Origin of the sequence: Paenibacillus thiaminolyticus (genome assembly GCF_007066085.1) — a bacterium.
Classification (GTDB): Bacteria; Bacillota; Bacilli; order Paenibacillales; family Paenibacillaceae; genus Paenibacillus_B; species Paenibacillus_B thiaminolyticus.
Genome location: NZ_CP041405.1, coordinates 1,533,194 through 1,546,953 on the forward strand (window position 1 = coordinate 1,533,194; position 13,760 = coordinate 1,546,953).

Genomic DNA, 13,760 nt, shown 5'->3' on the forward strand with positions numbered 1-13,760 from the left:
AGGAATGCGGGGCGGCTCTTTCTTCATTCAGCTCCTTCCGCCCCATCACTCCTTCCGCCCCGCCACGAAGATGAGCCAGAGCGCGGCAAGCAAGCGGCATGGCAAATATTGATTTTGCGCAACAAAAGGCGGAAGCGGAATCTCGATTCTATCAATCGCGCATATGGTAAGGAGGGGAGCGGCAAGCCAAAGCCAGTTCAACCGCGATCATTATCCGGGCTGAGCTGGCCGGTTCATGTTAAAGTAGAGGGAGGTGCAATGATGCATATTGCGGTATGCGGATATTACGGAATGGGGAACTTCGGCAACGATGTATGCCTGCGGACGCTGCAGAAGCGGTTCGACGGACATGCCGTCTACCCCTGGCTGCCGCAGATGAGCCCGGATGATACCGATGCCGTCATCATCGGCGGCGGGGATCTGATTACGCTGTATTCCTTCAACCCTTACTACTTCCCGGCGGCGCTGCGCAATCATCCGACCTGGGTGTACAGCGTCAGCATTGTCGACGCGTATCCGGAAGAAACATGGCCGAAAGATCAGGTTAATCGGTACCAGGAACGGATACAGCGGGCCCAAAAGGCTGTATTCCGCGACGCCCTTTCGCTCGCTATCGCTTCCCGGGCCGGATTTCACCCGTATCCAACGATGGCGCCGGACATCGCTTTCGGCTATCAAGAACCCCGCTTCCCCGTGAAGCGGTTGTCTGACAGGCCGACGATCGGCATCGTCATATTCGCCTATTCCTCCTTCCCGTTCGAAGCGATGCTCCGGCTCTTCCTCCGGTTGTCGGGCCAAGGCTACCATCTCGCCCTTATCCCCGTCATCAATCATCCGACCAACGGCTTCTCCGACTTCGGCATGTGCAATCGGCTGTACCAAGCCATGAAGGCTCGCGATCCCCGCGCCTCCGTCGAATCGCTGCCGCTGCTCATGGAGCTGGATGTCACCTATAGCATCATCCAGTCCATGGATATGCTGATCTCCTATAAGCTGCATCCGTCGCTCGCCGCGCTGCGCGCCGGGAAGCCCGTGTTCGCCTTCAGCAAGATGAACAAGGTCCGCAGTCTGCTCAGACAGTTCGGCATGGAGGAATATATCTGCTCCTATCAGGAGCCTGAGGAGGTCTATTGGCCGCGAATCGAGGACTTCCTCGAACACGGCCAGGCCAAGGCGCAGGCGGCGCTGCCCCGCATTCGCCAGGCCGAACGCGAGAGCGTGCGCCAGCTTCACCGACTGAAGGCGGATATAGAGCAGCAATGCCGGCAGCATCGCCGGTTCTGATAGCTCTCTGAACATGATGATCGTGGGAGAGGAGGAAGCAAAGATGTGGTTATGGTTCGGGTACGGCCGGCTTGACAGCAAGGTTCGTCATCTGGAGGAAAAAGTGGAGGAATTGGCTCATGGAGTAGACGAAGCGGCTTCTGGAGTCGTGCCTAATCAAGAATTAAGACGGTTCCTGGAGTTCAAGGTGGGGAGAGAGATCGTGGTCTACACCCCAAGCGCTGAAGTACGGGGCGTGCTCCTCTGCGTAGGGGCCGGAGTGCTACAGCTAAGGGAGACTGCCGGCGCCCGCGCGATCATTCCGTTTTCCAAAGTCACGTATATCCAATAATCGGCAAGAAGAGAGGAGACTTCGCGATGAACTTTCGCCAACTGCTGCGGGGGTATATCGGGACGGTGGTCGAAATCATTACCGCTCATGGCGTGACGGCGGGCAGAGTGCAATCCGTCGGCAGTTCCACTCTCACCCTCAAAGTTCCGCCAATTGTGGACGGGCCTTCCGGACAAATCGCCGCCATTCCGCTGCAAGCGATCGAATTCGTCCGCATTCCTGCAGACGGATGATGGTGCTGGGGCGCACGGGAAGGGAGCGTGCGCCCCGGCACTGCCGGTAATCGCTATGGCCATTCCCCTCCCAGTCCAGCGGGTGCCAAGCCCCCGGGTGCAGAGCTAAGCCGTTGCTTAACGATGTCCTTGGACGGGACGCTCCAGTGCGTACAGATCGTCTTCCAGAGCGGCCATCCGCTCGAGAAGCAGCTTCCTTGCATCCTGAACCGCCTGATTATACAAATGCGGGCCCAATTCCTTGATCATAAAATCAATGAGCTGCTCCGCTCCGATATCACCAAGCTCCTCCGAGCGTTCTTCCGCGAAATACTGCTTCACCTGCTCTATAATATGTTCCTTCCGTTCTCTGGGCAGCTTAATCGGATTCATGCCATACCTCCTTCGTTGCTTGCGTTGAACTTCAATCACAGCCATAGGGATCGCATCAGCGATCCGGCGGATAGACCGGAGGCTGTCCGATTCGGCTCTCCTTCTCGTGAATAGACAAGTCCAACCATCGGATTGTTCTGTGCAGCGCACGGATGACCAGAATACAGATGTAGACCCCAAGGACGAACACCACCATATAAATAAGAAGCGGGATAAATCCGAAAAATGAAAAAAATCCGATATCCATCGAACCTGCCTCCCTCTGTTATGATTCGCACTGCGCCATCCCCGCCAGCCACGGCCGGCAAGCTGCCCCACAACCCTATCCGTTCGGGTAAGGACGCAGCAGCAGCTTCAGCTGGCGGAAATCATCCATCCCGTTGCGCACGGCAGCCAGCTCTGTTATATGTTCCATCAAATGATGCGCTTCCTCGGACGCCAGCCGGTATTGTTCCTCCGAAATGCGTCCCAGGCGCAGCGCTTCGTCCAATTCCTCTTCATCCAGCAAGAACCTCTTCCCTGACGGGAGCAGGACGACGTCCAGATACAAATCGTCATAATACGGAATCCCGCGCTCATCCAATACGGGAGGCTCGCAGACGTCCACATACCACTGGACCACTTCTTCCTGGTCATTCAGCATCGTCGTCACGGAATAACGCTTCCCTTGCGGGAAATGCTGCATCCAATAGTAGCCGGCATCCGCCAGCACGAGCTTCCGTCCGTCCATTTTTTTAATAAGCGGCGCACGCACGGCATGGAAATGGAGCAGCGTCACATAGCCTGAGAAAGCATCGGTTTCCTGACGCATGATAGCAAACTCACGCGTTTCGATCCGTTTCCAGTCACTGCGGTCAGCATGTTTTCGTTTCATGAAGTCAACCTTTCTTCTCTCCAAATACACGTTCTCCGTAAATCTCTTCCATTATACCGTTAATCCGCCGGAAAATCTGCAAAAAAAAGAACATCGCTCCCGATGTCCTTTCTTGGCGTATGAATAGCAGACCAGCATACCTTACCTCACCACGACACCTCAATAAATGAGGCGTCATCCGTCAGCGCGCCGCCCTGCGGCTGATCCAGCATCCGCTGAAGCTCCGCATCTGATGGCGTCCCGCTGCAGCCGTCCAGCTCGCGCAACCCATCCGTATAACAAAGCAGCCGGTACGTCCCGGAACCGGGCAGCTCCATCGTGAACAGATGCGGCTCACCGCCGACCGGGCCGGTTAACGTAGACCAACGCTCGCCGATGCGTCTCTTATCCTGGAACGGCGCCTTCACTTCCGTGCCGTTCACCCACAGGCGCAGACGGCAGTCGCCCTGCCACGCCAGCCACAGTCTTCCTTTGCGAAGCCCGCTGCGGCTGGCACGCTCGATGCGGCCGCAGATGAACATCGATTCGCTGCCGCGGCAACGCTTCTCTTCAAGCACTTCCCTCAGCAGCCGCGGCGTGCCATGAGGTATCGGCAGACCTTCTACCGCCTCAGTCGCCGGGCCGGTCAGCCCTCCGATATAGGCATGGAAGGCCTGCTCGCTCAGCGGCGCTCCCAGGTCTGCGAGCCAGCTGAGCAGCCGCTCGCCCAGGAACCGGGCGGCGAAGTCGCCCTGATAGCTCAGGCTGACCCCGTCGCACAGCACGAAGCTGCAGCCGTTGCCCTGCAGATGCAGTCCGAGGAAGTCCTGCCCGTTCTCGCGCTGCTGGACCGTCTCCTCCGCCCGCGCATAGCCGTACCTGCACCGGTACGGGTGGTCAATGATCGTTACGGGATGCTCCATATGCTGGGAGCACAGGATTCGCTGTACCGCCGTATCATGTCGGGACGACTTTTTTCGGCCAATTCGCATGCGCAATCTCCCCATCCCTACCGAACCGGCGTCGCCGCCGACATCTGGAACCCGATGGACACGAGCTCCGCGCAGCTTCCGGGGAGCATCATGCGCGCGCCGGGAGCGAGCTGATAATCCGCCTCGACCAGCATCTCCCGGTAACTCTCCGGCAGGACGGAGGACATGTTGCGCAGCTTCCCGGCATGCTCATCCTTGAATGGCGTGTCCGCCATAATTCCTTTCCAGCGGCGCGGCTCCGCGATCGGCGAGCCCATAATATGATCGGATATGAAAATATTCTCCACCAGCACATTGCCGTCCGGCACGCTCATTTGCATAATCCGCTTCGCGATCGGCTCCGGGTCCTCCCCTGTCGCGACCCCGTCGGTCATATGGCACACAAGCGGAGCCGGGCAGTCCTGCATATTCGGCAGCTCCCCCTCAAGGATCCGCTCCGCCTGCCGGAACGCCTTGGCCGAATCGGAGAACCGGACCGGCGTCAGATCCGGCAGCGAGCCAAGACTGGCGATCTCGTCGATACCCTTGATGCCGTTCAGCAGATCGTATACATCGTCACTGTAGGCCAGTATAGCCAGGCGGTACCGGGGAGTCAGCCGGTTGCCCTTGGTGGAACGGAACACCATCTGCCGAATCGCCAAGGATAGCGCTTCGTATACAATGTCAATCCGGCGCTTCCCGTCCATCAGCATATTCATCGAAGCGCTAATGTCAATGAGATAAATAATGAGCGCCGGCGTCCGTTGGGAAGCTTGTATGGTATAATTCATCCGCTTCGGTGTCACCTCAGTTCTGTCATGCTTTTCGGATTCAATGATTAAATATCGGGAAGCTCATGCTCCCGATCTTTCAAATATTTATAAATATGTCCCGCCCGGGCGGACATGTCAGGCTTCTTATTGAAGTAATCGGGATCCTTCTCATAGCGATTCGCGAATTCCAGCGCTGTCTTTCGAGCCTTCTCATGATTATCCCGCTTGGCGGAATTATAGGTCTTGTTATAGGAGGCCACGAGCAGGACCGCATCCCGCTCCCGAATCCGCTCCAGTTCTTCCTCCTGCTCCTTGCGCTTGCGGGCCTCTTCCTCCTGCTTGCGCTTCTGCGCCTCGGCCTGCTGCTGCTTCCACTGGAGGTACATCTCATATTTCGCTTGCTTATCATACTTCTCCTGAAGCTTCTTCCGCTCTTCTTCCTTCTTCTTCTGTTCAGCCCGCTTCTGCTCAGCCAGCTTCTGCTGCTCCAGCTTCTTCCACTCCTGATCCTTCTTCGCCTCTTCCTCACGATGCGCCGCCAGCCGCGCTTCGTCCTCCTGCTTGCGGCGGGCTTCCTCCTCCGCCTGCTTCCGGGCCAGATCCGCCTCTTCCCGCTGCTTCGCGGCCAACGCCTCCTGCTGCTCCTTCGCCTTCATTGCATCGGCTTGCAGCATATTATACACAAGCGGACTCGCTCCCAGCAGCAGCATGACAATGCCGGCCGCCAGCAGCGCGGCGGTTCTGCGGCGCGTCCACGGGCGCTTCCCGGACGGAGCCTGCTCCGCGCGCAGCCGTTCCTGCAAGCCTGCGATAGCGGCCGCCAGTTCAACCTCCATCGGGCTTCCGGCAGAGACGAAATGATGCGCCGAACGGTATACATCAAGCGCGCTCTGCCATTGCCCCTTCTTCTCGAGCTCCCTGGCCTGGTTGAACAGACGATCCACCACGTTCGGATCGGACAAGTCTGCCGTCCCGGAAGTCGCAGACGGCGGAACCGGGTCTTGCCCGGCCGGCTCGGACTCCAGCCTGCTCTCTGGCGTCCCGCCAGCAGGCTCAGGCTGAGGCTGCACCGTGATCGGCTCGTCAGCGGACACGCCAGACAAAATAATGAGCCATTCGCCGAAGGTCGGGCAACTGCTCAAGTCTTGGCTCTCCCATGCCCGGACAAATAGCTCGGCAATCTTCGTCCCCCAGCGCTCCTCCAGCGAGCGCTTCATCAATCCGTACCGCTCGCAGGCGGTCTGCATTTCATGCTGATCGAAATAACTCTCGCCCCATGCGCGCCCGATGACTCTGTCATCGGACCAGCCGAGCATCTCGGCGAGAATGACCGCTCCGGCGAACCGATCCGCATACGCGCTCCACAATCCGCTTTGAACGGTGCGGTGGGCCGCATACCCTGGCGAACCGGCGAGAAGCACGTCCGGCCGGTCCAGCTTCGGGCTGTACATCTGCTCTACGTCGACGAGCTCGATCTTGGATCCGTTGCGATGCTTGTTAACTTCCGAAAAAAACGGAAGCAATACGTTCGGCGCAGACAAATCGCAGTGAGCCAATCCTTTTTGCTCCATCCCCGAGCAGATCTGCGCAAGGGATGTTGCCAGCTCGAGGCTTTCCCGACGGGTAAGAGCCCGCTGGGCTGCGATAATATCCAACCAGGTAGGGCCATGTACCCATGGCATCAGCACCGCATATAACAGGTCGGTATGCGCCTGGATGATTCCTCCGTTTTTTTCAGGAGTCAAGATGTGCCGCTTGCATACGCTAAGCCCGGGCAAGGCACTGTACGCATCCAGCTGATCCGACTGGTAGACCATGGCCGGTATGCGGTATTTCGGAAAGAACACCTTGAGCGCCTTCATCCCCTGCACGTCGCCGTCATGCGGGATCAATTGGTATACGATTCCTTGTCTTCCGGCCTGCGCGTAAGCCAGACCGGGAGCAGCCGGGTGCTCTCCAATGAGATAATCGGCTTCATACAGCCGGATCGAATCTCCCGGATTCGGCTGAAATGACATTCCCCATCCCCCCGTGGTGATTCAGGTTACCTAATGCGGCATACTGCAAGAAAACCGGGAGTCGCTACAACGCCCGGTTTTCTTATCAGGTTCATGCGCAGCGGCAGCACAGCCCCGCATTCAGATATTAGCGCTGTTGGTCGATAGTGCGGAACTTGTTCGCAATCACGCGCAGTTCTTCGCTGATGCCGTTCAGCGTCTGAACGAAAGCCTGCATCTGTCTGCTCGCTTCCTGGAACTCCTGGAAGAAGCGTTGTTTCGTCATCCCTTCCCATTGGCCTTCCATGCCTTGAATCGCTTGCGTCAGGCCGGAGACCACCTGTTGGCTTTGCTCTCCGCCCTGCTTGAATTGATTCGCGACCTGGTCCACTTGTTCAGGTGTTATTAAAATACGGCCTGCCATTATTAACTTCCTCCTTTGGAAATGGATAGGATAAATGCTAGGTCAATTGTACATGAAATCCATTCCTACTCGGTAAGAGGCCCTGGTCCTAATTTCCATATAACCTTTTACTTAGCTGTTGAGACTTCTTGAAGAACTTTTTGGAAAGCTTCTTCTTCATAGTTCGAAAAACCTACATGGGCGACAACGTCGATATCCTCATGATTGAATAAAAAGGAAAAGTTCTCATCTATGTATCCTTCCGGATAGACGACGCCCAAATAATCAAACAGACGATTTGTCTTGATTTGAAGCTGCTTGCGGCCATATATCATCAATTTCTTACTTCCGTCGCGCAGCAATACGATCGAGCCCAGCGGAAGTAACGTCTTGTCATGTGTAGGACGGAGTTGTTCTGCTTGATTCTTCAAATCGCACCCTTCCCTTCTCTGTTCAATTGCGTCTCTGACCCGTTAAGATCCGTTCCCGGGGGACCATTTGCCAAGCCCCCCGAACGTGTCCGAGACGGAATCGGCGATGCGCTTCGCTGTCTTCGTCGTTCCGCTCTTGACCGCCTTCACTCCATCGGCCACCGTGTCCGAGACGGATTGCACTTTCGTTGAGAGCGACTTCGTACTGTCCGACACCGAATCGGATGCGCCGTCCACGACGCTGTCTACCGCGTCCACCGCATAGGTTTTCAATGACTTGCCGTTAACCGTGACTTCCGAGGCCATGGAAATAACGGCACCTGCGGCCAATCCGACTCCGGCCCCGACGATCGTCCCTCCTACCGGAACGACGGAGCCGACATATGCGCCGACCGCGGCGCTGGCTGCCATCGTGCCCAGGCCGAGCGAGCCGTTCACGACGCCGCTTGCCACCGCGCGGCTGGCTCCCCCCGCTTCATAATCCGTCATCACGGCAGTTCCCGTGTCGTAGGCGAGGCCGGCATAGCCCAGCTTCGCGCTCCATCCATTGAGCGAGAAGGCTTCCTTCATCGCGATGCTCGGGTCGACGAACTTCCATACATTGCGGTGATTGGACGCGTTCGAAGCGGCATACCGTGTGCCGTGAATCCCTTCCGACATCGCGTAGTCGGATCGGGCCCCGCTAATCGTGACATAACCGTCTCCCCGCACATTGACGTTGAATTTGTCACGGTGCATGCGCAGCATATCATAGCCGCCCTTGCCGATGCCGTATAATTGGGCTTCCGTCGGCTTCCAGCTTAATCCGATGCTGGTTCCCCCTCCGTTCATCGCGCGAACGGCTGAATTCGGATTCGAGATCGTCCCGAGCCCCGGTGCAACCCCAGGAAGAATAAGAGACGTCCCCCCCATCATGATGCCGCTGAATATGGCCGTTGCCGATCCGATCTTAGCCCCAGGCGGCAAAATGCTGTTCGTCTGCTGATCAGCCGTCTGGAATTGCTCCGCTTTCGTACTGATTTGCTTGCCCAGCTCGAACAACAACTCGTGAATCTGGGAAGACAGACGCGATGCCTGCTGCCATTCTTCCATGACGGATGTCCTAATCGAAGACTCCCATGTCAACGTATGCAGCGCCTGACTCAGAGACGATTGAATAGTTTGTATTTGTTCCGCCGCAATTTGAAGCTGACGGCCCAAATCACGGAGCGCATCCGGATATACGAGAATACGCATCGTTGTCACCTTCCCTCATCTTTTGCGAGCTGCCGGTCCCACTGCACGAACATTTGGGCAAATTGCTCCTTTGTCGTCGGCGTGGCCGTCAACCAATCTTCGTCACCTTTAGAGCTTTTGCGGATCAGCCAGTTGCATGAATCGCCAATGATGAACGCCAGCCCCTGAACGTCCCAATCCTGCTCATTCCAGACCAGGAAGAGGAATTCTCCTTCCGCGACTTTATTTTTCATCGAGCGGGCCAGGGCGAGTGCCCCTTCTTCTTCTCCGTCGAACGTCATCAATTGGCATGTCATTTGCTCGACCGTCAGCTGGGGCGCCTGCTCATACAGCTTGTGAAAATGCCTTTTGGACAAGATCACCGAGGTCATCTCCGTCTCCGGCTGGTCGGCCCAGCGCATCCTCTCGATAAGCTCACGGCACGCCTCTTCTACCGATCCGATCTCATAGAGCGTATACCGATTCGGATCTTCATTGCACCGCACGCGCTGGATGACCATCTCATCCGTCATGTGCAGGTACCCTTCGAACGCCTCGCTTGCATGGGAGTACCTGACCCAGCATGATCGCTTGGCCAGCCCGGTAACGGCAACGCTCGAAAACACATGCGGGGGCATGGACAGCTCCACCCCGTTCGGCTCTTCCATCAAATATCCTTTTTTCAGCAGAGCTGACTTGGCCCGGTCCCATTCTTCCGCAATCTCGTCCGTCAAACATCCGCGAAACGGATCTTCGATGCCCAATAAACGGTCAGAACCGATAATACCGGTCAGAAAGTACAACTCCTTCGCATCCAGCGTAATGCTATCTCTCAACTTTTTCTCTTCTTTGTCAACGTCATCTGTCGTCATCAATTCATGCACCCCCCATCAGACCGGTACATTCCATCGTTCGCGAATTCGTTCTGACCATTCATTTGGAGTCCACGACTCGGTATATGGAAAAGCGGCTTTCAGTTTGGTAAATTTGCGTCGCATAAAATATCCTTGTCCCGGCGGCAGCATCTTCGTTCCGGAGCTGCCGCTGTTCGATTCGGAGATCGGCAAGCGCAGGAAGGACAGGTCGTTCGCGTCAATCGTTCCGAACAGGAATCCCGATTGGGATGCCTTCACATCGTTGAACCAATCGACGCCGAAGGTCGGGAATTCCGATGGAACTCCCGCCAGCACGACATGGACATTCCGGTCCCGGCCCTGCCGTACGATGGCTGACAGCTGATCCTTTACAGAAAAATCAGTCAACTGTTTGCATAAATCATCGGCATCGTCCATCACGAGCAAGAGGGCCGGTTCATGCGCTTCCTTCGTCCGGTTCTGTACTTGATCATATATCATCTGCACGAGGAATGGAATCTCTTCTTCTCGCACTGCGACTCCTTTGACATGAGGAAGACCGGACAATCGGCTGATTCCTTCCCCGCCGAACCGGGTATCGACCATATAGATATGAAGCCGCCCAGGCGAGACATGATAAGCCAACGACAGCATCCAGCTCGACAGGAATGACGTCTTGCCGCTCTCCATCGGACTGGCTGCCACGAAATGAGGGCCTTCCTTCAAATCGATCAGGAACGGCTCCAGGTCGTCCGAACGGAGACCGACCGGCACCCGGTACAAGCCTTCGGCGCCTTCCTGAGCCCGCCTTCCCGGCTCCTGGAGCAGCTCCGGCAGCCGGACCAGGTCAGGAAGCGGCCGGATCGGCGGTGCTTCCTTCCCGTTCCACGCCTCCTTGATCGACTTCATCTCGGCGCGAAGCCGCCGGATCCGCTCGGTCTCGTCCGGGCCGCTGGATGGCAGCGCCGTCTGGAATTCAAGCGGCGGCACGGCCCCCTTCACCAGCCCGCGCCCCGGCGGAAGCTGCGCCGGCGCCTTCGTCGGCCGTCCGACCGCGAAATAGTAGTCGCTCGGATCGGCAAGCTCGAACGACACCGCCTGCGGAATATTGCTGCGCACCTTCTCGAAAATATCGGTTACGCGGTTCGCCGTAATCACGAACGTAATGGCGAGACTTCCGCCCTCGCGCAGCAAATATTCCAGCAGTTCATTCTCCTCCGGATAGGTCGACCGGAAGTTCAAGTATCCGTCAATGACGACGACGATGTGCGGCACCTGTTCGCGGGCCGCTCTCCGGTAGGAGGCGATCGTCTTGACTCCCGCTTCCGATATCCTTTCTTTGCGCTCGCTCAACTGCTGCCCCAGGTAACGGAACAGCCGCTTGATGCGGTCTTCCTCCTCCGCCAGCATGACCGAACCGATCTGAGGCAATTGGGCCACATCCTTCATCATCCGCCCCATGTCCACGACATAACCATGCCACCGTTCCGGCGTGAATTGCTTCGCCAGCGACATCAGCAAGGACTGGACGAAGGTCGTCTTCCCCGTGCCCGGCATGCCGTATACGGCAAGATGTCCCTGCTCCATGCTCATATGGAGCGGCTCCTGCCGCTGCTGCATCAGATCGTCGACCAAGCCGATCGCGGCACAGAGCTCGGTCTCCGGATGCTCCGCCTGCCATGGTCCTGCCGGTTCTTCCCCGCGCAGCGCCAGAACCTCATCCAATTCCAGATGCTCCGGTAGCGGCGGGAGCCAAGGGCCCGGAAGCCGCTCAATCCCCTCGCGGCGGGCCGTCTCGGCCACATGGCCGATGAACACTTGCAGCTGCTTCGGCGGTTCCTTCTCCATCAGCGCGGAGGAGAGTTCCTCTCCGGTCAGCAGCGGTTCCCGCTTGCCATTCAGCCGGACCTCATAAATCTGGACAGGCGAGGCCTCTTCATCCTGGCGCTTAACCAGATAGGGCGCCCCGCTCCAGGCGAACTGCATCTCTTCGAACACTTCATCGCTGCCAACCTGGAAGTAGCCTCTCCCGGGATTGGTAATCCAGGCGGCATTCGGTATTTTGAGCATATCCCGGCTGTCCCCTTCACTCTGAACCCGCAGGCAGATGCGGAAGCGGGTGTTGCTCCATATTTTCTCGTCAACGACGCCAGCCGGCTTCTGCGTGGCCAGGATGAGGTGGACACCGAGCGTCCGGCCGATCGTCGCGATGCTGATCAGCTCATCCATGAACTCCGGCTGATCCTTCTTCAATTGGGCGAATTCATCGATAATGATGACCAAATGCGGAAGCGGGTGCTCCGCCCGCCGGTCCGATCGGTAATATTCATCGATATGCTGCAGATTCCCGGCATCATTCAAGATGCGCTGCCGGCGGATCAGCTCCGCCCGGAGCGACACCTTGGCCCGCTCGATCAAGCTGTCGTCCAGATTCGTTATCGTGCCTACGACATGCGGCAGATCGACGAAGGTGTTCGACATGCCGCCACCCTTGTAGTCAATCAGCATGAACGCAAGCTCATGGGGATGGAACTCGGCGGCAAGCGAAGCGATGAGCGACTGGATAACTTCGCTCTTCCCCGAACCGGTCGTTCCCGCGATCAGGCCGTGCGGCCCATGTCCCTTGCGCTCAATCTTGTCATGAAGATTGAGCATGATCTTCTTGCTTCCCGCGCGTACGCCGACCGGAACCGGCAGCGTATCGGGATAACGGTTCTTCCGCCAGCGCGAAGCTGCGTCCAACTGGCCGATCTCCTTCACGCCCAGCATCTCGAACAGCGTCAGGACGGTAGGAATGTCGGACGCGGCCGAGCGCTTCAGGCGGATTGGCGCCATAAAGCGGGCCAGCGTGTCCATCCCTTCCAGAGACATAAGATCGGCGGAAAAGGCATTCCGAACGATGCCTTCTTCTCCCGTCTTATGCGTATAGGTTTCTTCGGATTCGCCCACTTCCACGATAAGCTGGCACTGCATCGGCAGGAGCTCCTTGCTCTCCGAGAGCACAATCGTGCAAGCGTCGATTCGGCCAGCATCCTCCAAAAGGAGCGGATACAGCGGCTCCTCTTCCACCAACTGCGTATCGGACAGCAGGACGACATAACAAGGGAGATGCTGCTTCTTCTGACCGGATGTCTGGAAGCTCTTCCTCCGGTTCAGCAGGCTGAACAGCTGGTCCGCCAGCTGATGCGCCCCGCTGCGTCGATCCGCCAAATACCGCTGCGTCCGTTCGTCATCCCATGTATGCGGCAGCCATCTCAGCCAGCTCCATTCCTCGGCTTCGCGCTCATCATAGAAGGCAGCCAGCTTCACTTCATCTGGCGAATGCCGGGTGGACAGCTGCGCCGTGATGACGCGGATCGCATTCATTACCGCTTCCCGGCCACCGACGATGCCGATGACCTTGGCTGGATACAAAGGGAGCGTGATAGGCGCCTGCTCCACCCGCTTGAACTCTTCCGCGACTTCGCGGGCAGCGTCAATCAACGGATCGCGCTCATAGCCGTCCACGCGCGGCACTTCAATATCCATGTAGAATGGCACCATGCCAGTGCCGATTCGCACATGCATGAAATCGTCATCCGCCGGACCGCGCTCCCACAGATTGCTGCTCCGGTTCTTGACGATCTGATAGCATACTTCGGGATCGCCATGGATCGCCTGCATGGCCTCCAATTGCTCCCTTGTCTTCTCCTGCAGTTCTTCCCGATGCTTATCCAATTGGGTGCGGTACATCCGATCGCGTTCCACCTTGCGGCGATCGTACACCTTCTTATTGTTCAAATACATAAAAAATGGAAGAGTATACGACGTCAGCATCATAAAAATGGTCAACATCTGGAACATCATATAATTGCTGTTGCCCATCTTGCCTGATATTGACATATATATGTAAAAACCGACACTGACCAACGTCATAATAATCGTAATGATCGAAAATGTAGGACGGGTCGGTTCCGCTGGCGGGCGCAAAATCTCAAGCTTGTCCCTGCGCAGCGTCGGCTTGATTCTAGGTGATCTCTGGTACAGTACGTTCACGGCGAACA

Annotated in this window: 14 protein-coding genes; 3 read left to right on the plus strand and 11 right to left on the minus strand. The window is 57.2% G+C overall.

The window, feature by feature from the left end; genetic code table 11:
- Nucleotides 1-258: 258 nt before the first annotated feature.
- Genes FLT43_RS06815 through FLT43_RS06825 form a run of 3 tightly spaced genes read left to right on the plus strand, consistent with a single transcriptional unit; the run spans nt 259 to nt 1,848 of the window.
- Nucleotides 259-1,284: a polysaccharide pyruvyl transferase family protein gene (locus FLT43_RS06815; RefSeq protein WP_244194183.1), complete on the plus strand. Its 1,026-nt coding sequence runs from the start codon at nt 259-261 to the stop codon at nt 1,282-1,284.
- Nucleotides 1,285-1,327: 43 nt separating this feature from the next.
- Nucleotides 1,328-1,615, plus strand: a complete 288-nt coding sequence (locus FLT43_RS06820; protein ID WP_087442421.1) for a hypothetical protein — start codon at nt 1,328-1,330, stop codon at nt 1,613-1,615.
- A 26-nt stretch (nt 1,616-1,641) separates the two neighbouring features.
- Entirely contained in the window at nt 1,642-1,848 is a 207-nt protein-coding gene (locus FLT43_RS06825) for a hypothetical protein (protein ID WP_087442420.1), read from the plus strand.
- A gap of 117 nt (nt 1,849-1,965) precedes the next feature.
- On the opposite strand, the gene FLT43_RS06830 is transcribed toward FLT43_RS06825, so the two are convergent.
- The 11 genes from FLT43_RS06830 to essC form a co-directional block, all read right to left on the minus strand.
- Entirely contained in the window at nt 1,966-2,220 is a 255-nt protein-coding gene (locus FLT43_RS06830) for a DUF2164 domain-containing protein (protein ID WP_087442419.1), read from the minus strand.
- A gap of 55 nt (nt 2,221-2,275) precedes the next feature.
- Nucleotides 2,276-2,467, minus strand: a complete 192-nt coding sequence (locus tag FLT43_RS06835) for a hypothetical protein (protein WP_087442418.1) — start codon at nt 2,465-2,467, stop codon at nt 2,276-2,278.
- A 75-nt stretch (nt 2,468-2,542) separates the two neighbouring features.
- A complete protein-coding gene (locus FLT43_RS06840; protein ID WP_244194182.1) occupies nt 2,543-3,031 on the minus strand; it encodes a ribonuclease FAU-1 family protein in 489 nt (162 codons plus the stop codon).
- Between the two features lie 209 nt (nt 3,032-3,240).
- Nucleotides 3,241-4,065: a hypothetical protein gene (locus FLT43_RS06845; RefSeq protein WP_087442417.1), complete on the minus strand. Its 825-nt coding sequence runs from the start codon at nt 4,063-4,065 to the stop codon at nt 3,241-3,243.
- 17 nt (nt 4,066-4,082) lie between these two features.
- On the minus strand, nt 4,083-4,835 hold the full coding sequence (locus FLT43_RS06850) for a vWA domain-containing protein (RefSeq protein ID WP_087442416.1): 753 nt from the start codon (nt 4,833-4,835) through the stop codon (nt 4,083-4,085).
- 47 nt (nt 4,836-4,882) lie between these two features.
- Nucleotides 4,883-6,835 carry a serine/threonine-protein kinase gene (locus tag FLT43_RS06855; protein WP_087442415.1) on the minus strand — a complete coding sequence of 651 codons (1,953 nt, stop codon included), beginning with the start codon at nt 6,833-6,835 and terminating at the stop codon, nt 4,883-4,885.
- A 127-nt stretch (nt 6,836-6,962) separates the two neighbouring features.
- Nucleotides 6,963-7,238 (minus strand): WXG100 family type VII secretion target, encoded by a 276-nt coding sequence (locus tag FLT43_RS06860; protein WP_087442414.1) that lies wholly within the window; start codon nt 7,236-7,238, stop codon nt 6,963-6,965.
- Between the two features lie 107 nt (nt 7,239-7,345).
- The gene (locus tag FLT43_RS06865) at nt 7,346-7,648 is read right to left on the minus strand and encodes a DUF4176 domain-containing protein (RefSeq protein ID WP_087442413.1); all 303 of its coding nucleotides are present in this window, start codon (nt 7,646-7,648) and stop codon (nt 7,346-7,348) included.
- A 42-nt stretch (nt 7,649-7,690) separates the two neighbouring features.
- Nucleotides 7,691-8,884: a WXG100 family type VII secretion target gene (locus FLT43_RS06870; protein WP_087442412.1), complete on the minus strand. Its 1,194-nt coding sequence runs from the start codon at nt 8,882-8,884 to the stop codon at nt 7,691-7,693.
- Nucleotides 8,885-8,889: 5 nt separating this feature from the next.
- Nucleotides 8,890-9,735, minus strand: coding sequence for a hypothetical protein (locus tag FLT43_RS06875; protein WP_087442411.1), 846 nt, complete (start codon nt 9,733-9,735; stop codon nt 8,890-8,892).
- Nucleotides 9,736-9,753: 18 nt separating this feature from the next.
- Nucleotides 9,754-13,752 (minus strand): type VII secretion protein EssC, encoded by a 3,999-nt coding sequence (gene essC / locus FLT43_RS06880; protein WP_087442410.1) that lies wholly within the window; start codon nt 13,750-13,752, stop codon nt 9,754-9,756.
- Nucleotides 13,753-13,760: the final 8 nt, after the last annotated feature.

Bases quoted from the DNA above. Each gene is read 5' to 3' on its own strand.
- FLT43_RS06855 (WP_087442415.1), bottom strand. From the start codon at position 6,835: ATGTCATTTCAGCCGAATCCGGGAGATTCGATCCGGCTGTATGAAGCC.
- FLT43_RS06870 (WP_087442412.1), bottom strand. From the start codon at position 8,884: ATGCGTATTCTCGTATATCCGGATGCGCTCCGTGATTTGGGCCGTCAG.
- FLT43_RS06820 (WP_087442421.1), top strand. From the start codon at position 1,328: ATGTGGTTATGGTTCGGGTACGGCCGGCTTGACAGCAAGGTTCGTCAT.
- FLT43_RS06850 (WP_087442416.1), bottom strand. From the start codon at position 4,835: ATGAATTATACCATACAAGCTTCCCAACGGACGCCGGCGCTCATTATT.
- FLT43_RS06835 (WP_087442418.1), bottom strand. From the start codon at position 2,467: ATGGATATCGGATTTTTTTCATTTTTCGGATTTATCCCGCTTCTTATT.
- FLT43_RS06875 (WP_087442411.1), bottom strand. From the start codon at position 9,735: ATGACGACAGATGACGTTGACAAAGAAGAGAAAAAGTTGAGAGATAGC.
- FLT43_RS06845 (WP_087442417.1), bottom strand. From the start codon at position 4,065: ATGCGAATTGGCCGAAAAAAGTCGTCCCGACATGATACGGCGGTACAG.
- FLT43_RS06860 (WP_087442414.1), bottom strand. From the start codon at position 7,238: ATGGCAGGCCGTATTTTAATAACACCTGAACAAGTGGACCAGGTCGCG.
- FLT43_RS06840 (WP_244194182.1), bottom strand. From the start codon at position 3,031: ATGCGTCAGGAAACCGATGCTTTCTCAGGCTATGTGACGCTGCTCCAT.
- FLT43_RS06825 (WP_087442420.1), top strand. From the start codon at position 1,642: ATGAACTTTCGCCAACTGCTGCGGGGGTATATCGGGACGGTGGTCGAA.
- FLT43_RS06815 (WP_244194183.1), top strand. From the start codon at position 259: ATGATGCATATTGCGGTATGCGGATATTACGGAATGGGGAACTTCGGC.
- FLT43_RS06830 (WP_087442419.1), bottom strand. From the start codon at position 2,220: ATGAATCCGATTAAGCTGCCCAGAGAACGGAAGGAACATATTATAGAG.